We start from the raw sequence: 20,112 nt of genomic DNA on the forward strand, positions 1-20,112 counted from the left end.
CCGCTTCGATGCCGGTCGATACCATGCAAGGGAGTAATCCGACGTGACCATGCCGTCCGATCCGATCAAGCCGCGGCCGTTCCAGCTCGACGACCAGCAGTGGCGAATCGTGGCTTCGTATCTTCCGCGTCAATACCAGGCGCGGATCCTCAACAACACCGGCGACTACCGCGCCTTCATCGAGGCGGTGTTGTGGGTGGTGCACAACAACGCTCCCTGGACCAGCATTCCGGGCGGGTTCGGTTCCTGGCGGGCGGTTTACGTACGCTTCCTGCGCTGGGTCAAGGACGAGCACTGGATCGCGGTGGAGCGCGCCCTGGGGCTGGACAGCCCGCTCGCGCGCGGGTTGCGCGAGCGCGTGGAGCGCTATCGGGCCAACAATCTCTGGCGGCGCAGGCGCGGACGCGTGGCGTCCCATGAGCGCGAGCCGGGCGACGCCGGCGAGCTGGATGTCGAGATCGCCAAGCGCTGGGGCCTGCTGTCGACGGGCTGATCGTCGCCGGCCGGCGCCCGCCTGGTCGGGTTCGACGCCGTGCCCCTGCACGACGAGTTCCGATCGCGTTCGGCCCTCTCCCCCCAAGGCCGGACGCGTTCGTTTTCGCCGGACCGGTCACGGTCGTCCGGTCCGGCGCTTTTTTCGCTCGTCGCCCCGCCGAGAATCGCTTGCCTGGACTCAGATGCGGACGCATGATGGCGCCGCCAGCCCGGCTGGCGGGCGGTCGGTGAGGAAACGAGAGGCAAGGTCGAATCGCGCCGCAGTGCGGAGTTCCCGACTGCGCCGGCCCTGCCCCTTGCTGCCGCGCCAGCAAGGTGAATTCGATGACCACACCGTGGCCTGCCGATGCCTGTTATCTGCAGCAGGACGACTTGATCGTCGACCTGCGATACCGGCGTCTGATCGGCCCCGATCAGAGCGTGGAAGTGCCGCAGCGGGTGTTCGACCTGTTCCTGCTGTTTCTCAGCGAGCCGCACAAGCTGCACAGCCGCTCCGGACTGTTCGAGCGGCTGTGGTCCGGCACGATAGTGGAAGACACCAATCTTTCGCAGAACGTCTGGCTGCTGCGCAGGGCCTTGGGCGAGTCGCGCAAGAACTGGATCCGCACGGTCGCCAAGAGCGGTTACGTGTTCGAGCCGCCCGGGCCGCTGCGCTGGTTCCAGCAGCTGCCGTCGGCGGCGGGCGACGCCGCTGCGGGCGACGCCGCGTCCGTCGTTGCGGAACGGGCCGGCGCGCCGCAGATCCCGCTGGAGAGCGCCGATGTGCAGGCGGTCCCGGCGGTGATTGCGCGCGAACCGACCGCGCCCGACCGGATCGTGTTGCACGAATCCGTACAGTCGGATACGACGCCTTCGGCTTCGGCACAGTCGCTGAAACGCCGTTACCGGTGGGGGGCGGGCGCCGCCGGGCTGGCTCTGCTTTGCGTCGTCGCCGCACTGCTGCTGGGGCGGCCCTGGCAGGGAGCGGCGGGCCGCACGGAGCGATCGGTGGCGGTGGTGGCGATGCGCGACCCGAGTGCGGCGACGCCGTGGGCGGCCACGTTGCTCGAGCAATGGCTGTCGTGGAAGCTGGACAGCCTGCCGGAAGTGAACCTGTTGACCGAAAGCGATCTGGCGGCCGGCGGTGGGCCTGGGGCGGTCGACGTGGTTTTCCTGTCGTCGGAGCGGATGCCGGACGAAGCCGGCCGGATCGCCGTCTATGCGCGGGTGTTGCAGGACGGCAAGGAGCGGCGTTTCGAGGTCGAGGGCGATCGGTCCGACGTTCCGGCGCTGGTCGATTCGCTGTCGCGCCAAGTCATGGCCCGGCTGGTGCCGGAACACAAGCAGCCCTGGCCGGTGTTGCAACTCAGCGCGCAGGCGGCCGAGCGCTACGCCCGGATGGCGGAGGCGCGTCGCCAGCGGGACTGGATGGCGGTGGCGAAAAACGGGGCGGAGGTCGTCGAGATGGCGCCGCGCTTCGGTCTGGCGCGCTTGCAGCTCGCCGAAGCGCAGGCCGAGTTGTACAACTCGGCGGCGGCGAACGAACAGATGCAGGCGGCGGTGCGGTTGTTGGCGCCGGTGCCGGCCGACGTTGCGGCGCAACTGCAGGCGCAACGCCTCGCCATCGATCCGTTCAGCGAGAGGAACGCGCTGGAAGCCTATTCGGCGCTGGTCGAACGGTATCCGCGCAAGACGGCCTATCAACTGGAGCATATCGGCCTGCTGCTCTCGGCAGGCCGGCCGAAGGACGCGCAGGTGCGGTTGGCGGCGATGCCCAATGTCCGTGAGCCGGTCAGCGTGCGGATCGCCAAGGATCAACTCCGCGCCGATGCTTACCGAATGATGGGCGAGCTGGACCGGTCGAGAGCGGTGGCCACCGCGGCGGAGAAGATCACCCGCGACCTGGGCCCCGGTTGGACGCTGGAGCGTGCGGACACCCTGTTGACCCTGGCGATCGCCGATACGTATCAGCATCCCGAACGCGGCGCGTCGCCGTGGTACTCGAAAGCGGCCGAACTCTACGACCAGGCGGGCAATTCGACCCGGGCCCTGCATTCGCGGTTCCTTGCGCAAATGACCGCGCTGCCCCAACCGGGCAGCGACGCCGGCATGGACGAACTGCTGGCGCGGGCGCGCGCGGGCGGCTACCGCCGGTTGGAGCTCATCGCGCTGATGGCCAGCGCGACCCGGGCCTCCGGCAGGGGCGACGTAGTCACTCATCGGGCCAGGCTGCAGCAGGCCTATGCCGTGGCCGAGGCCGCCGGCGACGTGCATTCGATGCGCCAGATCAGCGTCATACTGCTGAGCGGATTGATCCAGTCGGGCCGGTTCGCCGAAGCCGATGCCAGCATCGCCCGGCTGCGCGACGCGGACCTGCAGACGGGCGCCGTGTACCTCTACGGACAGCATGTCGCGAGGCTGGCCTCTCTGCGCGGGCGCTACCGGGAGGCGATATCCGCGCTCGACGATGCGGAGAAGCTGCAGTCGGACGCGGCGGGACCGGCGGACACGGGCATGCGGGCGAGCCTGAGCTGCCTCCGAGCCGATGTCCTGCTCTCGTTGGGGCGCCTGCCGGAGGCGCGGCAAAGCCTGGCGCGCTGCGCGAAAGCCAATTACCGCTTCGCCGGGGCGACCGCGACGCTCGGCGAAAGCCGCCTGGAATGGCTCTCCGGCGATCGCGCACGCGCCGTCGCCTTGCTGGATGAGGCGGAGAAGGCTCCGGTCATGGGCGCTATAGGCAAGTGGACGCACCTGATCGGCATCGCCGAGATCGCGACGCGCCTGGGCGACGGCGACCGCGCTGAGCGCATTTATGCGCAACTGCGGCCTCAGTTGCAGCCGACCGGGTACGCGGTGTTGATCGCGTCGGCGCGCGTCGGCCAGGCCGAAAGCGCAGCGACGCGCGGCGATTGGGCGCAAAGCCGGGTGCACGCCGCGGAGGCGCACCAGCTGATCCCTGGCGACGCCTGGTCGCTGCGCAGTCGTTTGGATCTGCTCGAGGCCTGGGACGCACGCGAACGCGGCGACCTGGCCGGGGCCGCGGTCGCCGCCGCCAAGCTGCACCAGCAGGCCCGGCGTTTTGGCGACGTGGCGACGGAACTGCAAGTCCACCGCCTGCTGCCGGCCGGCGCCATACAAAACGACTGCGACGCCGCGCAGCGCGAAGCCCTGGTCGCGCGTACCGGCATGCGCGGTGCCGGCGCCGGGTGGCTGGACCCGTAGTCGCACCGCAAGCTCCGCCGGCTTCGGCCGATTCGGCCCTCTTTCCCCCTGCCCCCTGCGGCCGGTGCGGCGACGGGCGATCGCCGGGGCTCCCCGGCAGGGACCGGCGATGCAAGCGTGACAGTGTTGCGCAGCGTTCAATGCCCGGCCGCTATCGTTGGCGGCGTCCGCGGTCGAAGCCGATCTTCGATTTTCCCATCGCCCGAGGGCGCCGCGGATCGAGACGCGCGATGCCCTGTGTCCTTGCGTCGCAGGCATGAAGACGAAGCGGCGACTCGCAGCCGACCGGGCATCGCACCGCAGGCGGTCTTCAAGGCACGCGCGATGCGGGTCGGGCGGCTGGGGCGGACTGGCGATCGATAAGAATACGGGCACTCGAGACGATGAAAATTCCAGGCGAGCGCCACAAAGGCATGGGCGCCGTGTTGGCATGGGCGCTCCATTGCGGCGTGGTGGGGGCCGGCGACCATTGTGCGAACGCAGACAGTCCGCAGCCGTTGTGGTTCACGGCTTTGGGCTGGGTGGTTCTCGGCGTGTCCGGCGCGATGGGCGCATGGATGCTCGAGATCGCGGAGAAGCTCGGCAGCGACAAGAGCGTTCGGTCGCATGCGCTGTACACCGTGCTCGGCTTCCTGGCGATGCTGGGTTGCTGGACGGTGGGGTTGGTGGTTTTCGCCATCGAGTTCGCTTTTCCGTGCTCAGCCATTTTTCCGTCTTGATTTGCGATGGCGGTCGGTTGCGGCCGACCAAGTTCGCGACAGACGCAGATCGATCCGGAACGGTTCCGCATCGACGATGGCGATGAGCGTGATTCGGTGGGCGCTGCATTCAGCGCCGGCGACGCGGCTATCGGGAACTTAACGGCCGAGGCAGATGCTCGTGCACGGCGAAGGGCCGGTCGCTGGCGCGGTCGCCGTTTCGACCGAGCACGGGGCGTTCATTTCGCGCACGCGGACAGCTCGCGGTCGGCATAGGCGATGGCGCGCCGGGACTCGTCGTAGGCCGTCTGCGCGGCGCGCCGCGACTTGTCCCGTTCTGCGGCCGATCCGGCGGCGTAGGCGAGAGCGAATTCGATGTTCTCCAGATCGATGGCATGCTTATGCAGCGGTTTCAACCTAAGGTCGACGACCGCTTTGCCGCAACCCGCATAGATCCGGTGGATCGCCGCCTTCGCCTCGCGAACGCGCCTGCTGGCTTCGCCGTCGAAGCCTGGGATGGGCTCGTCGGAGATCGATACCGTCTTGTAGGCTTCCTCGCTGCTCAAGTCGGACGGGTTCTCGTGCAAATGGGGTTTGAACGGCGCCTGCGGCGGGGGGCCGAGCGATGGCTTGCTGGATGTCTTCGCCGTACAGAACGTCTGCGATCCGTCGCGAGGCGGCGCCGATGCGCTTCGCCAAAGCGCCGCCGGCTTCGCTCTGCTGCCAGTACTTGTCGAATCGCGCCGGACGATAGTCCATCGGGTCGTCGTGGGAACGCAGCTTTTCCGTGTAACGGCGAGCGCGATCGTCCGGGTCGCCGGAACTGCGAGGGGCCGGCTTGAGCGGATCTATCGCCGTCCCGGCGGGGAGGATGACTCGGCCGTCGCCTTTGTAAAGGCGGTGTTGCCCGATGTCGGAGAACGCAGACGCCGCATTGCGGCTCGGCATGCGCGCGCCGCCGCCGCTTTCCGGCGAACGGTCGGCCCTTGCCGGGACGATCGGCACCCGATGCGCGCTGGGCCGACCAGAACTGCGCGGCGGCGAGACCGGGGCGCGTGGGGCGTGTGGCGCGCGACCCGCGGGCGTCGATTCGGCGACATAGGGGGATTGGATCAAGACCAGCAGCAGTTCCGGCGATCGCGGGGCAACGGTGGTTGGGCGGAAAAGCAGCCAGCCGATGAGCGCCGATGTCGCAACCGCGATCAGCGCCGCAGCGGCCCGCCCCAAAACGGCCGGCACGATTTCCGAGGTGCCCGGCCGGCCTGCGGCGGGGGCGGGGTTGGGCAGCGCAACGTTGGAACCGGTCATCGAGCCTGTTTCGAGCGGGAAAACCATGGGAGTGCAGGCAGGAGCGGACAGCGGCGACTGCGAGCGCACGGCGTTGGATCTTCTTGGCCGGGTGTCCGGGCGCGCGCCTGGCCGCAGCGTGGAGCGCTGTCCGCGGCGACAGGGGCAGGTCGAATCGCAGGAACCCGGTCCGCCACGGTTCGTCGACGATCGGCGCACCGCCGGGACCCCGCGCGGTCCAGCGTGCAGGATTCGGGCGGCGATGCCTTGTTCTGCAACCGTCCGACGCCGAGCGGATTGTCGGCGTAGCGGGATCAACCCTGGCCCAACGCAGTCACACACGCCAACGGCCGAGGCCGCGATCGGCGACGCGCGGTGAACGCCGGTTCATACGGTGAGGCAGGCGATGCGTGCCGGGGCGAGTACGGGCGGGCCGTGATGCAGGCGTAGCCATCGTCCGTGCCGACTGGAGCAGCGACACTCCGGGATGGTCGCGAAATCGGCAGGCGTCCGCCGCGTCTTGCGACGGCGGCGGTGCGCGTATTGTCGGCGGCTTCAGCGCCGCGGCGCGAACCAGCGCTTGCCGGGCGTCGCGAACAACAGGTACAGGCCGACGGCGTGCAACAGCAGTTGCACGATGACGGAGCCGGTGCCGATGTAGGAACCGGTCAGCCCCCTTGCGAGCGCGTAGACGGTGAACGGCAGCGAGAGCAGGCTCAGCACCAGATAGGCGATGCGGGCCCAGTTGCGTCCGATCGATATGAACTCGATCAGGAACACCGTCACCAAGGCCGCGATCGAGACGGTCAGGACCAGGCTGGCGGGTGGACGCAGCGTGGGCCCGAGCTCGATGAAGGGCTTGACCAGGGACAGCGCCAGCGACAGATAGAACAAACCGACAGCGATGCGTACTTGAACGGGCTTTCGATTCTGCACGCTGTCGTCCTTGATCGGCTGGCTGGGCTGGCGCTTGCGCGGGCGGTCGTATGCGACCCGTCCTGCGCACGAGCCTAGGCGCGCGAGCCGCGGTCCTCAAGGCGTTTGGGCCGAATCGAAGGAATCGGGCGGCGAAACGATCCGACCGGGCCGAAGGGACCGATTCCCGCCGCCTTGCCGGCCCCTCGCGGCCGTAGGGCGGACCGCGAGGGGCGCAGCGCTCAGCCCAGGAAGCCGAGGTCGCGCGTGGGGAAGTTGCGCAGGTTCGGCAGGATCGCGTCGAGGTCGCCTTCCTCCACGCCGAACCAGCGCGCCAGGGTGGCGGCGTACTGATCGACCGAGGTGGTCGGAATGATCCGGCCCTGGCCGCCGTCGTCGGGGCCGTCGACGCTGAGATCCGGCATGCGCCCGTAGTAGCGGCCGCCGCGCACGGCGCCGCCGACGACGAAATGGTGCGAGCCCCAGCCGTGATCGGAGCCGTCGCCGTTGGAGGACAGCGTGCGGCCGAAGTCCGAAGCGGTGAACGCGGTGACGCCGCGGTCGATGCCGAGTTCGACGGTGGCGTCGTAGAACGCGGTCATCGCCTGCGACAGCGTGCTGAGCAGGAGCGGATGTTCCAGCAACTGGTCGTCGTGCGTATCGAAACCGCCCAAAGAGACGCTGTAGATCTGTCGGCGATGGCCCAGCGCGTTGCGAGCGGCGATCGCGTGGGCGACCATCCGCAACGCGCCGCCCAGGCCGGTGGCCGGGAACGGCGTGCTCGGCGGCGCCACGCTGGCCAGGGCTTCGGCCACCGACTGGCCGACGTCGCGGGCGCGCCGGTACGAGCCGGCGTAGCTGCGCTCCATCGCGTGCGCCTGCAGGTCCGGCGCGACCAGTTCCTGCATGGCCTGGCGCACCTCGGCATCGGTCGGGTTCATCGGCATGGGGCCGGTCTGGTGCAGCACGTACTGGTCCAGTTCGGCGGCGCGCGCCCAGGTCGCGGCCGCATTGATCGAGATCAGCATCGGAACCGCGGCGCCGCTGTCGAGCGGGGTCATCAGATCGGCGATGCGGCCGCCCCAGCCGAGCCGGCGGCTGTCGTCGTCGCGCGAGATCTGCCAGTACTGGGCCTGGTCGAAGTGGGAGAACAGTTGCGGCGGCAACGGGACCCGGTTGCCCAGGTAAGCGTCCTTGTCGGTCGGCCGGATCAGGGTGCCGACATTGCCCAGCACCGCGGCGGCGCCGTTGCCGAACAGGCGCTGCAAGCCGGTGGTGCCGAGGGCGTCGTCGTCGCTCAGCGCCGACTGCAGGCCGTAGCGCGCGCCGTCGGAGGCGCCGCCGCCCGGCAACGGCTGCAACGGCAGCAAGGCCGAGGCGGGCAGCGCCAGCGTGGCGCGCGCCGCGGCGTAGCGCTCGTAATGGGCGCCTTCCAACGGCACCACGGTGTTGAAGCCGTCGTTGCCGCCGTTGAGGAACACCATCACCAGCGCTTTATAGTCGTCGAAGCGGCCGGGGCCGTAACGATGGACCGCCGCGCCGAGGCGGCTCAGGCCCGACGGGACCGCGTAGGCGGCGGCGCCGCCGGCAGCGGCCAGCAGCGACTGACCGAGGAATGTGCGTCTATCCATGGCGGACCTCACTTTTGGACGTTGTATTCGGGCGAGTTGAGAATCAGGTACAGCGCGAGCTGCACCCGGGCCAGGCCGCCATCGTCGTTGCGCGTGTCTTCGAGCCGGCGGAGCAGCACGTCGCGCATCGCCGGCGACATCTGTCCGGACAGGAACAACAGGTCGTAGCGGTCCAACAGGGCGCCCGGGTCGGCCGCCAGCGGCAGATCGCGGCGGTAATCCATCAGGATCGCGTGGTCGGGCTGGTCGGGGTTGCCGGTATGGAACGACCGCAACAGCGACCACCACAGGTTGTTGGTGGCCGGCATCAGCGAATCGTTGGCCAGCGACAGCTCCGGGGCGGCCAGGCGCAGTTCGCTCATCTCGCCCATCGGCACGAAGTCGGGGCGGAAGAAGTTGAACACCGACGGCGAACCGAGCGGGTACTGGCCGAGATTGCGCTGGTAGTAGTCGGGGCTGCGCGCGACGTAGCGGCCGCTGCGGCTGCGCGCGTTCATCGCTCGCCACAGATGGGTCAGGCGCAGCATCGGCTCGCGCACTTTGCCGAAGTGCTCCGGCGCCTGCGCGGTGCGCGCTTCCGGATCGAGCAGGATGGCCTTGACCACGGCCTTCATGTCGCCGCGCACGCCGGCGCCGTTGTCGTCGAACTTGGCCGCGACGCGCGCGACATAGGGACGGCTGGGATTGCTGGTCACCAGGCGCTGGATCAGTTGGCGGCCGATGAACGGGCCGACGTTGGGGTGATGGAAAATGTTGTCCAGGGCCGCGCGCAGATCGCTCTCGGGCGTGCCGCCGGCCGCCAGCACGCCGCCGGGCAAAGCCACGCCGGGATACTGGAGCAACTGCTTGGATTGGGCGCTGGCGTGGAACTCCGGGTAGGCCGCCATCGGTTGCTCGCGCACCGGATCCACGCGGCTGGCCTTGCAGTGTCGGAAACGGACACAATCGCGGTAGGACCAGCCGGTGAACACGTGCGCGAAGCCCTGGATCGTGTCCTGGCCGTAGGTGGGCACGGTCTTGCCGTCGACCCGGATCGGCGTGCCGTTCGGATTCAGCCGGACCAGGCCGACACTGAACAACTGCATCACTTCGCGTGCGTAGTTTTCGTCGGGGCGGATGTTGAGCAGCGGATCGGGCTTCTCGTTGCCCAGCATCGACAAGTACTTGCCCATCGCCGGGTGCAACGTCACCCGCTCGAGCAAGGTCCGGTAGTTGCCCAGGCCGTCCTCGACCAGGACGTCGTAGTAGCTGCTGGTCGAGAAGCCGGCGCGCTGCTGCATGCCGGCGGCGGAAATCACCAGGATTTCGCTGAGCGCGAAGGCGACGCGCTGGCGCAGTTGGTCCTTGTGGTGCAGGCCCGGGGTGAGTCCGTCCGGCCCGCCCATCGCCATCTGCAGCCAGCCCTCCAGGCGCTGGTCGTCGCTGAGGCCGGTGTCGGGCGGGTCAGGCTGCAGCACGTGCAGGTACCGCGCGTGCGAGGACGGCGGCTGCGCGAACTGTTCGTCGATCCAGCGTTCGTAGCTGCCCAGACTGCGCAGGTGGGCGATGTCTTCCAGGGTCGGGCCGAACGTGGCCTGGGCCAGGAAACGGGCCGCTGCGGCATCGGATTCGACCGCCGTGGCCGATACCGCCCGGGTTTGGGAGGTGGCCGCGAGGGGCGGGGTGGCAAGCTGCGATTTCCGCGCGCCCGGCGGCGTCGGCGCGGGCCTTTCGCAGGCGGTCAGGGCGAGCGTCAGCAGCGCCATGGCGGCGCAGCCCGGCGCACCGGTGCGGATGCGTTCGATCAACATGGAGTTCCCCTTGGTGTGGTGTCGTGGGCGCCGGCGCGATCCCGGCGGCGGCGCGTGGGCTGAACGGCTAGGGTCGGTGCAGCGGCCGCGGCAGGCCTTGGCTGCGCGGCCCGCCCGGCGGTATCGGCGTGGTTCCGCGCCGGTCGGGGAATCGTTCCGGCATCGCACCGGGCGATCCGAAACGCAGTGCGGGCGGAGCGGTGAAACGATCGATCAACAGCTTGACCCGCGCCTGGACCGCGTCCGCCGTGGGTGCGTTCGCGAACAGTCCGTCGAGCGACAGCAGAAAGACGTCGGCGGCCAGTTCGTCGCCGAGCACGGTCTGCGTGCATCGGCGCAGGACGTGGCGATGGTTGTCCAGGTGTTCCGGAATCAGCCGTCGGCAGACTTCGTAATACTGTCCGGCCATCGGTGCGCCGGCCATGTCTCGCCAGGGCGCGATCACCAGCAGCTCCATCACCGCGCTCAGGCGTTCGCCCGCGCTTGCGCCGGACGCGGCGACCGCGCGCGCGGCCGGATGGCGCGATGCGATCCACTGCTCGAACACGGCGGCGAAGACATCTTCTTTGTTGCGGAAAATCCGATAGACCAGAGTGCGTGCGATGCCGGAGCGGCGGGCGATGTCGTCGATCGACGATTTTTGGTAGCCGAAATTCAGGAAGCACTCGAGCGCGGTGCGCAGGATGCGGGAGCGGCGCGTACCGATGCCTTCGCGGAGGTGGGAGGAGGCCATGGGAGACTCGGGGTGGGGCGGTCGGAAGTCCGGCAGTCGCCGCCGCGGCGCGGTCTCGCGCGCACGACCGGTCCGCCGGCGGTTCGTAGCCGGAAAGCGATGTCGTGGATGCGTCGGCGTGCGGCGTGTCGGCCGCGAACGCGGTCGGCGCCGCGTGCCGGTCCGGCGCTAAGTGCGGCGCGCGCCGTCGCTCGTGGGCGGCGGGCGGCGACGCGATCGCGCACGGTGCGCGGACGGCTCGTGCACGGCGCGGGCCGGGACGCCGAGCGTCGTTGGCAACGGCGTCCGGTCCGGCCCATTCGGAGAAACGAGAGCGGTGGTTACGGCGGGAGCGGTGTCGGCGCGAGGGAGTGGCGTCGGCTCGGGCTTCATGTGTGCGTCCTTGTCTGGTCGTTCCAGGTCTTGGTCGAGCGAAGGGCGGGGGCCCTTGCGTGCAACAGGCGGTTACCGAAATCCCCTGCGGCTCGACGGCGTTGCGCGGCGGACGTTGCGTAGGCGCTCGGCGTAGGCGCTTGCACGCGCGAGTCCATCCGAACGACCGCTAGAACGCCTTGCCTCGGATCGGGTTGACACCGTCGCAGCGGAATTTTGTCGTCGCGACGAGCGGCTGCCGGATCGCGACGAACGGAAAGCGCGTCGCGCTTCGATGCATTCGAAGGTCCCTGCGTGGCGAGCGCGACATTGCGACACCCGGCATGCCGGTCGTAGCCGGCGAACGGGCGCCGGCTCCCAGCTTTGAAGATCCGCATGCGGCAGCCGGCATCGAGCGCGCCGAGCGCTTCGAACGCTGCCGTATGCTCTCGGCGCACCGCACGACGGCGTGGCTTCAATGCGCAGCCGATCGAAGCCGGTTGCCTCGTTCATCGGGTCGCGCCGCGCGTGCGGGCGATCGTCGGAAGCGCGATGCCGCTTCCGCTTATTTCTTATGGAGAAGAAGACATGTCGAAGTCGAAGTCCCGCGTCGGACCCGCATGGCGGGTGCCGGGGCGGCAATGGCTGTGTCTGGCGGCGATGACCGGCGCCTTGCAGGCTTGCGGCGGCGGTGACGTCGCCGAGGTCGCGGGCGGGAGCCCCGGCGAGGCCGTATCGGCCGCCCCGGCCGTGGTAAGTCCGCGCGATGTGGCCGCAGGCAGGGTCGCGGCGCTGCCGGGACAAAGACATTACGGTGGGATGGGCGTGAACCTGTCCGGATTCGATTATTGGTCGAACGATTTTCCGACCATCGATCAGTTCAAGCGCGCGAGCCCCTGGATCACTTCCAAGGACGGCGTTTGGGATACCGGCGAAGAAAGCCAGCTGGAGCTGGACGAGAACGGCTGGGTCAAGCGCCTGCCCGCGGCCGGCGACAACGACGTCAAGTATCGGTACGTCGTCGCCGACATGTTTCAGGGCGATCGCGGCGATCACCCGGCCGGCGTCTACACCGTGTTGTACGACGGCAGCGGAACCATCGAGTACGACGGCATCGGCCGGCTGGTGTCGGCGTCCAAGGGTCGCGACCTGGTGCGCATCACCAATTCGGGCCAGGACGAGGGCGGCGGCTTCCTGCTCAGGATCAAGTCGACCACGGTCGGCGACCACATCCGCAACATCCGCGTGATTCCGCCCGGCGGCGTATGCGCCTCGGCCAAGAACGTCTACGTGGCGGGCGAGGCGAACTGCAGCGGCGACTACGTTTCCCTGGAAACGCTGTCCAAGACCCAGGTGTGGTTCCCCACGTTCCTGGCCGATCTCAGCGGCATGCGCACGCTGCGCTTCATGGACTGGGGCCGCACCAACAGTTCGCAACTGGCGGAGTGGACGCACCGGCCGCTGAAGACCGACGCCACCTGGACCGGGCCTTACGGCGTGCCGGTGGGGGTGATGATCGACCTGGCCAATACGCTGAAGGCCGATGCCTGGATCAACCTGCCGACCCAGGCCAACGACGATTACGCGCAGCGGTTCGCGCGCACCGCCAAGGCCGCTTTGCACCCCAAGGCCAAGCTGATCCTCGAATACACCAATGAGCCCTGGAACGGCGGCTTCGACGACAATTACAAATGGCAGTACCGGCAGGCGGTCGGTCTGTGGGGCGACCCGGAGACGGACGACGACCCGAACACCACGGCCTTCGACTGGCAGCAGAACTGGCACGCGATGCGCGCCGCGCAGTTGTGCGACATCGTCAAGGCCGAGTTCGGCGCCGAAGCCGGCCGGGTGGAATGCGTGGTCAACGCGCAGGCGGCGACGACCTGGACTGCCCGGCATGTGCTGTTGCCGTGCCCGAAGGCGGCGGCGATCCTGGGCAAGCCCTGCGCCGACAGCTTCGATGCCATGGCGATCGCGCCCTATTTCGGCGTCTACATGTCCGAGCACGCCTACCGCGACCGCATCGTCAAGACTTGGTTCACTCAGCCCGACGGCGGCCTGGACAAGCTGTTCGAAGAGATCCTGGCCCGCGACAAGAACGGCCAGCCGCTGGCCAAGACGCCGCTGAGCGACATCGCAGCGGCGCGCCAGCCCGACGCGGTCGGCGGCGCCCTGGCCCAGTCCGACATCTGGATGCGCAACTATCGCGACGACATCGCGCGCGGTGCCTACGCCAAGCCGATCTACGCCTACGAGGGCGGTCAGCATCTGATCAACGGCGGCCCGTACCAGTGCAAGAGCAAGGACCCGCCGGACTGCGCCGAGGTGGAGGCCGAGTTCCAGGCCAAGTGGCAGGCCTTGTGGTTGCGCGCCAATCGCGACCCGCGCATGGGCCTGGCCTATGCACGGACGATGGAGCATTGGACTGCGAGCCAGGGGCAGGTGTTCGTGCAGTTCAATTTCGCCGGCGCCTACAGCAAGTACGGCGCCTGGGGCCTGCGCGAAAGCCTGTTCAAGACCGCGGCGGAAAGTCCGAAGTGGAGCGCGGTGCTGCCGTACCGGGATACGGTGCCTTGCTGGTGGGGCGGTTGCGCCGCCGACACGGTGGCCGTCGCGCACTGATCGAAGGCGCAGGCCGGCGGCGATCGGCGCGAGGCCGGTCGCCGTCGCCCGGCCCGAGGTGGTGCATTACCCCGCCGGCGGCATGGGCCGTCGGCGGGCATTCGTCGTTGCGGGCCGCGGAGGCGACGACGGCGCTTTGGAGGCCGTCATGGTGCGGCGAGTGCTGCGATGAAGCGGTTTCGGCGCAGCGCAGCCGGCCGGCGTCGACCGCCCGCGCGCCGCGCCTTCAGCCGGAAACGCCTGCGGCCCGGCATAGCGCTCTGGCCGAAGCGAGCAGCACATCGGTCGCTTCCTCGGGCGCGAGCAGGCCGGAACTGACGAAGGCGCCGTTGACCAACAGCGCCAATTGCGCGCCCAGTTCTTGCGGTCGCGCCACGTTCAGCCCGCGCGCCAGCGCTTCCAGGCGCGCACGCAAGGCCCGCATGTGCTTGCGCGACACATGCCGCGCCGGGTGATCGGGTTCGGCGAATTCCGCGGCCACGTTGATCTGCGGGCAACCGCGGTAGTTCGAGCGCGCCAGCCGCTCGCCGATCCAGCGCATATGCGCTTCGAGTTCGCCCATCGGGTCGCCCGCATGCTGCGCGGTCACGGTGTCCCACGAGCCCCAGAACTCCACGTCCTCGCGTTCCAGGAAGGCGACGATCAGGTCGTCCTTGGTCGGGAAATGGCGGTAGAGGCTGGTCTTGGCGACCCCGGCTTCCTGGATTACCAGGTCGACGCCCACGGCGCGCACGCCGCGTGCGTAGAACAGCGCGGAGGCGGTCCGCAAGAGGTGCTCGCGCAGGTCCTGCGGCTGGGCGCCGCGCGCGCGGCGACGGTTCGGAGGGGCGGGAGCAGGAGGCGGGGTAGGGGCGTGGGTCGCCATGGCAGCGCTCCGGTCGAATCGGGTGTTGACATGATACAGACCGGTCTGTAGTTTTTGAGCTACAGACCGGTCTGTATCGCCCTTGGGAGGGCTCATGAACGACCAGCAGATCCCCGCCGTTGCGGTGTACGGCGCCGGTGGACACACCGGCAAGTTCGTCGTCGCCGAGCTGCGCCGGCGCGCTATTCCCGTGGTGGCGGTGGGCCGGGACGCCTCTCGCCTGCCCGCCGGCGTGCCCGGCCGCGAGGCCGCGATCGACGATCCGGTGGCGCTGGATCGGGCTTTCGCCGGCTGCGCCGTGGTGGTCAATTGCGCCGGACCGTTCCTCGACACCGCCGCGCCGGTCGTGGAAGCGGCGGTGCGCGCCGGTTGCTCCTATCTCGACGTGACCGCCGAACAGGCCAGCGCCCAGGCGACCTTCCAGGCCTACGACGGCCCGGCGCGCGCGGCCGGCGTCGCGGTCATTCCCGCGGCGGGCTTCTACGGCGGACTCGCCGACTTGCTCGCCAGCGCCCTGGCCGGTGCCGAGCCGGTCGAGCGCATCACCACCGCGGTCGCGTTGGATCGTTGGTGGCCGACCGAAGGAACCCGCCGCACCGGCGAGCGCAACCGCGTGCCGCGCGTGGTGGTGGAAGACGGTCGGCTGGTGCCGATGGGCTTGCCCGCGGCGAGCATCGACTGGCGTTTCGACGCGCCGCACGGCGCGCAGACCGTGGTCGAGATGCCGTTCAGCGAAATCGTCACCCTGTCGCGGCACCTGCGCGTCCGCAGCCTGCGCAGCTACCTGAGCGCGAGCGCGCTGGCGGACGTACGCGACGCCGATACGCCCGCGCCGAGCGCGCGCGACGCGCTAGGGCGCTCCGCGCAACGCTTCGCGATGGAAGTGGTCGTCGCCGGGCCGGCTGGAACGCGCCGCGCCGTCGCCCGCGGGCAGGACATTTACGCGGTATCGGCGCCCTTGATCGCAGAAGCCGTCGTCCGTTTGCTCGATCCTGCTTACCCGCGCTCCGGCGCGCTCGCGCTGGGCGAAGCGTTCGACGCTCGCGACTTTCTGCGCGCCCTGACGCCCACTCATCTCGCGACGGCATTCGACCCGGTCTGATCCGACGCGCTTCCGTTCGTCCTACTCCAAAGGAACCCCGCTCATGCAACGCAATGAACTCGCTCAACGCTTGGCCGCTCTCCACGTCAAGGGCGACCCCCTGCGGCTCTACAACGCCTGGGACGCCGGCAGCGCCAAGGCGATTGCCGGCGCCGGCGCGCCGGTGGTCGCGACCAGCAGCTGGGCGGTCGCCGCCGCGCAGGGCTACGAAGACGGCGAAGCGATTCCGCTGTCGCTGGTCGAACACATCGTCGGCCGCATCGCCGCCGCGGTCGACGTACCGGTGACCGTGGACTTCGAAGGCGGCTATAGCGACGACCCCGCGACCGCCGCGGCGAACGTCGCGCGCCTGCTGGATGCCGGCGTGGTCGGGATCAACTTCGAGGACCGCATCGTTGCCGGCCACGGTCTGCACGCGATCCAGGCGCAGGCCGAACGCATTGCGGCGATTCGCGGCGTGGCCCGCGCGCGCGGCGTCGACTTGTTCATCAACGCGCGCACCGATCTGTTCTTCGATCCGGATCTGGCGCCGATGGACGGGCTGGAGGAGGCGCGGGAGCGGGCCAAGGCGTATGCCGCCGCGGGCGCTTCGGGATTGTTCGTGCCCGGGCTGGTCGATGCCCGCGCGATCGCGGCCTTGTGCGAAACGGTCGAACTGCCGGTCAACGTCATGGTCGGCCCGGGCCTGCCGGAACTGCCGGCCCTGGCCCGGGCCGGCGTGGCCCGGGTGAGCTACGGCCCCGGCCCGTACCTGGCCGCGATGGAAGGCGTGCGCGCCGCCGCGCAGGCTGCGTCCGCGCCGAGCGCATGAACGCCGGCGCCGGGCGCGATGTCGCGCCCGGCGCCGGTGGTTCGTTACATCTCCACGATCGGCCCGTTCGGGTCCGGCGGCGGCGGGCAGCCGCGCTCGGGCGTGCAGACGCCGATCAGGCGCCAGGCGCCCGCGCGGCATTGGTAGAACGAGCCCGGATCGTAGGGATGATCGTAGGCGACCTGAAACAGATGCCCTTCGGTCGCCGCGGTGCAGGCGTAAGTCGGTTCCGCGGCGGCCGGCGCGGCCGAACCGAGGGCCGCGGCGAAAACGGCGAGCGCGGCGGCTTTTGCAATCCATCCCTTCATGCGGTTTCCTCCATTGAACGCCGCCGTGGTGGGTGTCCCGGCCAAACCGCGATCGCGCGCACGAACGGCGGCGCAACGCGACGCGTCTCCCGTTTTCCGGAAGCGGCGGCGGCCCCGGCGGCGGGAAAGCGCGACGCTAGCACATGATGCGTCGCATCATGGGACGAGCTCGGACCGGCGGCGCGTCGTCGTCGATCCGATGGAATTCGCGAGCCGGCGAGTGCGGCCGTCGCCGGTCCACGAGGCAGCAGGAGGAGGCGACATGCAGTTTCGAACCCGTCGGGCGATCCTGTTCGGCGATTGCGATCCGGGCGGCGTGGTCTATACGCCGCGCATCGCCCATTTCGTGGTGGAAGCGGGGCTGGCGTTCCTCTCGCACGCATTGGGCGCGCCGGCGGAACGCCGTTTGTTCTCGTTCGGCATCCTGCCGCCGGCGCGAGCGCTTTCGATCGAGTTCCTGCATCCGATGACCTGGGATGAGGCGATCGATATCGACGTGACGGTGGAGCGGGTGGGCGAGCATTCCTTCACCCTGGCGATCGCGGCCGTCAACGCCGAAGGCCGGACCACCTTCCGCGGCACGATCACCCAGGTCGCGATATCGCCGCAGACCCGGCGACCGGTGCCGCTGCCGGACGAACTGCGAGCGGCGCTGGAGCGCGTGCGAATCGGCTGAGCCGGCGCATCGCGGCTCAGCCGCGCTTCGAATGGCATCGCAACCGTTCGCCGTAATCGCGGGCGAACCATCCACCCGATCACACTTCGATCCGATCCGCCGCCGGCGCGGCATAAAACAGCCGAGAACCGTCAACCGGACGCATGCCGGCGCGTTGGCATCGGCGTCGCCCGCGCACCGTGCGCCGACGACTCAACCAGGAGTTCAACGACGATGCTCGGAAAGGATGAAGCCATGCCTGCGGCGCGTTGCCGCCTGCGCATCGGCCTGCTGTGCGCCGCCGCGGCGCTGGTCTTGTTCGCTGCGCCCGCCGGCGCGTGCACGCCGACGCCGCTGCCGATGGGCGCACAGGGGCCGGACCTGTGCTACGCAGATCGAACCTGGTCGGAGCCGACCCTGGGCGGACGCGAGTTGCAGCAACAGTTCGACTTCTATCGGGCGCCGGCCACGACGCCGACCCCGCTGATCGTCTGGGCGCATCCGAACGGCATGAGCAAGGCCTTGCCGGCAAACTCGCCGATGCATCAGGCGCTGGTGGCCCCGGCGCTGCGGGCCGGATTCTCGTTCGCCTCGGTCGAATTCCGCCACCCGGTGACCAACGAGGCGCTGGCGAACAGCGATGTCGACCCGCGCGTGCCGCACTACGACCTGGCCTACGCACTGCAATTCATCCGCGCCAACGCCGAGGCGCTGAACATCGACAAGCGCAACGTGTTCCTGGTCGGACAGTCGCGCGGCACCCTGGCGGTGTGGACGGCGCTGCAGGACGACTTGCGCGACCCGGACAGCACCGACCCGGTCGCGCGGCAGTCCACCCGCGTCAACGCGGTCTATGCGGTGAACGCGCAGACGACCTACTCCGGCGCGGAGTTCGCCGAGCGCTTCATCGTGCCTGCCGACCGGGCGAAATTCGTGGCCGCGTTCAACCGCCAGCATCCCAAGCACGCCCAGTTCGGCAGCGCCATCGCCAGCGTCAGCGCCGGCCAGAAACCGGACCCGCCGCTGCGGTTGATCTACGACAGTCCCGAGGTCGGGCGGCTGCTGACCCTGGAGCAGATCAGCCAGCGCGACCCGATCCACTATCCGGACTTCGGGCCGGCGCTGTGCACGACCTACGCACAGGCATTCGGCAATAGCGCGCGCTGCACCTACGATGCCGATTCGCGCTACCAGGGCGATCCGGGCGCCGCATTCGCCGGCTATGTCGATTTCTTCAAGAGGCATCTGCGCCCGTCCGCTTCCGGCGGCGAGCGTCCCTGACCGCGCCGCCGCAAGCCTCGGCCGTCGCCGAGGCGACGGCCGGCTCAGGCGACTTCGGCATCCAGCGTGGTCGCGGCCGGCAGGACCGCATCGGTCCGGCTGAGGCAGGCCGCGAGTTCGGCCATGAACGCCACGCGCAAGGCGTCGGCTTCGGCGCGGCTCAGGCATTGGTCGTCGCCGGTGTAGATGAAGTTCAGTTCGTCGTTCAAGGTGTAAGCGATCACCCCGAGCACACGGCTGGCGAAGGAATGCACGTAGATCCGCAGCCGGCGCACGCGCAGCGGCGAATCGGCCTGCAGCAACCGGATGTTGCCGAGATTGGAGAAGGAGAACAGGTTCCAGTTGCGGTTGCGGCTGATCGCATCGCCGAGGCGGACCAGGGAGCGGATCTTGGCCGCCGAGGGCGGGCGGATCATCTCGCAGAACTGATACTTGCCCGGGATGTCGTCGATGCCCTGAGCGACCTGGGCCAGGATGGTCCGGTTGAGTTCGCGCGCGGCGGTCCAGAAATCCGGAGCGACGCTCTGCCGCGCCGGCACTTTGAAGCTGCCGCCGCCGAAAAACAGCATGTCGCTCTTGAGCATGGACAGGCGTTCGCGGCGGGCGTCGATCGGGCTTTCGATCCAGTCCGGCATCTTGCGCTGCAAGGTGGCCTGCTGGGCCTGGCTCAGCGCCAGCAACAGCGCGGTGTGCAGCGACACGCTTTCGGCCTTGCAGCGCTGGCGCAGTCCCTCGGTGAACTCCGTGCCGAGACTCCAATGGATGTGGATCTCGTGCTTGTCCACCGGACGCCGCGTCGGCGGAAGCAGGGCGAACACGGCATTGACCAGCCAGGCGGCGGCACGGCGCTTCCAGCGCTTGCCGTCGTCGAAGTCGCCGATCACGTCGGCCGGAGCGATGGCCTGGTAAGGCACCAGCGCCTGCTCGGAATGCAGGCCGTCGAGCAACTCGCGCACGATGGTCAGCTGGCTCATGCCGTCGCAGATGCGGTGGGTCGCTGCGACCAGCAGTTCGTGCTCCTCGTCCGAGCGCAGCCAGGTCAGGCGCAGCTGCGGCAGGTCGTGGACGAAGGGCGTGTAGGCCTCGTGCCGCCACTCGCGGGCCAGGGTGTCGTGGTCGGCGCCTTCGACGATGCGGATCGGCACCGGCGGCGCGCAGTCCATCTCGTACAGCAGTTCGCCGGCTTGCTCGCGGATCAGCATGCGCAGCGCCGGGTGCTTGCCCTGGACGCGATCGAGCGCGGCGCGCAATCGCGGCTCGTCCAACTCGCCGGCCAGGCTGAGCGCGAACACGACGTTGCCGTCGATCATGCGTTCGATCGTGGACATCTTGCGCTTCATCGTCGTCCTCGCGGGTGGAACTGCGAT

Annotated in this window: 16 protein-coding genes; 8 read left to right on the plus strand and 8 right to left on the minus strand. The window is 69.3% G+C overall.

Annotation, left to right across the window (positions count from 1 at the left end; genetic code table 11):
- Nucleotides 1-49: 49 nt before the first annotated feature.
- From TX83_RS16985 to TX83_RS16995, 3 genes are all read left to right on the plus strand, one after another.
- A complete protein-coding gene (locus tag TX83_RS16985) occupies nt 50-493 on the plus strand; it encodes a transposase (protein WP_064749164.1) in 444 nt (147 codons plus the stop codon).
- A gap of 326 nt (nt 494-819) precedes the next feature.
- A complete protein-coding gene (locus TX83_RS16990) occupies nt 820-3,696 on the plus strand; it encodes a winged helix-turn-helix domain-containing protein (RefSeq protein WP_064749165.1) in 2,877 nt (958 codons plus the stop codon).
- A gap of 383 nt (nt 3,697-4,079) precedes the next feature.
- Nucleotides 4,080-4,415 carry a hypothetical protein gene (locus TX83_RS16995; protein WP_141233542.1) on the plus strand — a complete coding sequence of 112 codons (336 nt, stop codon included), beginning with the start codon at nt 4,080-4,082 and terminating at the stop codon, nt 4,413-4,415.
- Nucleotides 4,416-4,633: 218 nt separating this feature from the next.
- On the opposite strand, the gene TX83_RS17000 is transcribed toward TX83_RS16995, so the two are convergent.
- The 5 genes from TX83_RS17000 to TX83_RS17020 all read right to left on the minus strand — a co-directional run bounded on the left by TX83_RS17000 (nt 4,634) and on the right by TX83_RS17020 (nt 10,750).
- Nucleotides 4,634-4,960 carry a hypothetical protein gene (locus TX83_RS17000; protein WP_064749167.1) on the minus strand — a complete coding sequence of 109 codons (327 nt, stop codon included), beginning with the start codon at nt 4,958-4,960 and terminating at the stop codon, nt 4,634-4,636.
- Nucleotides 4,961-6,236: 1,276 nt separating this feature from the next.
- The gene (locus TX83_RS17005; RefSeq protein ID WP_141233543.1) at nt 6,237-6,617 is read right to left on the minus strand and encodes a hypothetical protein; all 381 of its coding nucleotides are present in this window, start codon (nt 6,615-6,617) and stop codon (nt 6,237-6,239) included.
- Nucleotides 6,618-6,838: 221 nt separating this feature from the next.
- On the minus strand, nt 6,839-8,227 hold the full coding sequence (locus TX83_RS17010) for a DUF1501 domain-containing protein (protein ID WP_064749169.1): 1,389 nt from the start codon (nt 8,225-8,227) through the stop codon (nt 6,839-6,841).
- Nucleotides 8,228-8,235: 8 nt separating this feature from the next.
- Nucleotides 8,236-10,017, minus strand: a complete 1,782-nt coding sequence (locus TX83_RS17015) for a DUF1800 domain-containing protein (protein WP_064749170.1) — start codon at nt 10,015-10,017, stop codon at nt 8,236-8,238.
- A gap of 67 nt (nt 10,018-10,084) precedes the next feature.
- Nucleotides 10,085-10,750 (minus strand): TetR/AcrR family transcriptional regulator, encoded by a 666-nt coding sequence (locus TX83_RS17020; RefSeq protein WP_075575220.1) that lies wholly within the window; start codon nt 10,748-10,750, stop codon nt 10,085-10,087.
- Between the two features lie 1,176 nt (nt 10,751-11,926).
- Between TX83_RS17020 and TX83_RS17025 the strand changes: the two genes are divergently transcribed.
- On the plus strand, nt 11,927-13,723 hold the full coding sequence (locus TX83_RS17025; RefSeq protein ID WP_141233544.1) for a hypothetical protein: 1,797 nt from the start codon (nt 11,927-11,929) through the stop codon (nt 13,721-13,723).
- 226 nt (nt 13,724-13,949) lie between these two features.
- On the opposite strand, the gene TX83_RS17030 is transcribed toward TX83_RS17025, so the two are convergent.
- Nucleotides 13,950-14,492: a TetR/AcrR family transcriptional regulator gene (locus TX83_RS17030; protein ID WP_222423783.1), complete on the minus strand. Its 543-nt coding sequence runs from the start codon at nt 14,490-14,492 to the stop codon at nt 13,950-13,952.
- 190 nt (nt 14,493-14,682) lie between these two features.
- Between TX83_RS17030 and TX83_RS17035 the strand changes: the two genes are divergently transcribed.
- Together TX83_RS17035 and TX83_RS17040 are read left to right on the plus strand one after the other, a co-directional pair.
- Nucleotides 14,683-15,690 carry a saccharopine dehydrogenase NADP-binding domain-containing protein gene (locus tag TX83_RS17035; protein WP_064749173.1) on the plus strand — a complete coding sequence of 336 codons (1,008 nt, stop codon included), beginning with the start codon at nt 14,683-14,685 and terminating at the stop codon, nt 15,688-15,690.
- A gap of 43 nt (nt 15,691-15,733) precedes the next feature.
- Complete coding sequence (locus TX83_RS17040; RefSeq protein WP_064749174.1) at nt 15,734-16,501, plus strand: isocitrate lyase/PEP mutase family protein; 768 nt, start codon at nt 15,734-15,736, stop codon at nt 16,499-16,501.
- A 44-nt stretch (nt 16,502-16,545) separates the two neighbouring features.
- On the opposite strand, the gene TX83_RS17045 is transcribed toward TX83_RS17040, so the two are convergent.
- The gene (locus TX83_RS17045) at nt 16,546-16,809 is read right to left on the minus strand and encodes a hypothetical protein (protein ID WP_064749175.1); all 264 of its coding nucleotides are present in this window, start codon (nt 16,807-16,809) and stop codon (nt 16,546-16,548) included.
- Nucleotides 16,810-16,822: 13 nt separating this feature from the next.
- On the opposite strand from TX83_RS17045, the gene TX83_RS23705 reads away from it, so the two are divergent.
- Nucleotides 16,823-17,485 carry an acyl-CoA thioesterase gene (locus tag TX83_RS23705; protein ID WP_222423784.1) on the plus strand — a complete coding sequence of 221 codons (663 nt, stop codon included), beginning with the start codon at nt 16,823-16,825 and terminating at the stop codon, nt 17,483-17,485.
- Nucleotides 17,486-17,719: 234 nt separating this feature from the next.
- Nucleotides 17,720-18,745: a carboxylesterase family protein gene (locus TX83_RS17055; protein ID WP_064749177.1), complete on the plus strand. Its 1,026-nt coding sequence runs from the start codon at nt 17,720-17,722 to the stop codon at nt 18,743-18,745.
- Nucleotides 18,746-18,789: 44 nt separating this feature from the next.
- Here the strand turns inward: TX83_RS17055 and TX83_RS17060 are convergent, their stop codons facing one another.
- Nucleotides 18,790-20,073: a condensation domain-containing protein gene (locus TX83_RS17060; RefSeq protein WP_186442628.1), complete on the minus strand. Its 1,284-nt coding sequence runs from the start codon at nt 20,071-20,073 to the stop codon at nt 18,790-18,792.
- Nucleotides 20,074-20,112: the final 39 nt, after the last annotated feature.

This window comes from Lysobacter antibioticus HS124, from assembly GCF_000336385.2.
GTDB classification, from domain to species: Bacteria; Pseudomonadota; Gammaproteobacteria; order Xanthomonadales; family Xanthomonadaceae; genus Lysobacter; species Lysobacter firmicutimachus.

Coding starts and splice junctions, on each gene's coding strand:
- TX83_RS17040 (WP_064749174.1), top strand. CDS start 15,734: ATGCAACGCAATGAACTCGCTCAACGCTTGGCCGCTCTCCACGTCAAG.
- TX83_RS17010 (WP_064749169.1), bottom strand. CDS start 8,227: ATGGATAGACGCACATTCCTCGGTCAGTCGCTGCTGGCCGCTGCCGGC.
- TX83_RS16990 (WP_064749165.1), top strand. CDS start 820: ATGACCACACCGTGGCCTGCCGATGCCTGTTATCTGCAGCAGGACGAC.
- TX83_RS17035 (WP_064749173.1), top strand. CDS start 14,683: ATGAACGACCAGCAGATCCCCGCCGTTGCGGTGTACGGCGCCGGTGGA.
- TX83_RS16995 (WP_141233542.1), top strand. CDS start 4,080: ATGAAAATTCCAGGCGAGCGCCACAAAGGCATGGGCGCCGTGTTGGCA.
- TX83_RS17015 (WP_064749170.1), bottom strand. CDS start 10,017: ATGTTGATCGAACGCATCCGCACCGGTGCGCCGGGCTGCGCCGCCATG.
- TX83_RS16985 (WP_064749164.1), top strand. CDS start 50: ATGCCGTCCGATCCGATCAAGCCGCGGCCGTTCCAGCTCGACGACCAG.
- TX83_RS17020 (WP_075575220.1), bottom strand. CDS start 10,750: ATGGCCTCCTCCCACCTCCGCGAAGGCATCGGTACGCGCCGCTCCCGC.
- TX83_RS17045 (WP_064749175.1), bottom strand. CDS start 16,809: ATGAAGGGATGGATTGCAAAAGCCGCCGCGCTCGCCGTTTTCGCCGCG.
- TX83_RS17055 (WP_064749177.1), top strand. CDS start 17,720: ATGCCTGCGGCGCGTTGCCGCCTGCGCATCGGCCTGCTGTGCGCCGCC.
- TX83_RS17060 (WP_186442628.1), bottom strand. CDS start 20,073: ATGTCCACGATCGAACGCATGATCGACGGCAACGTCGTGTTCGCGCTC.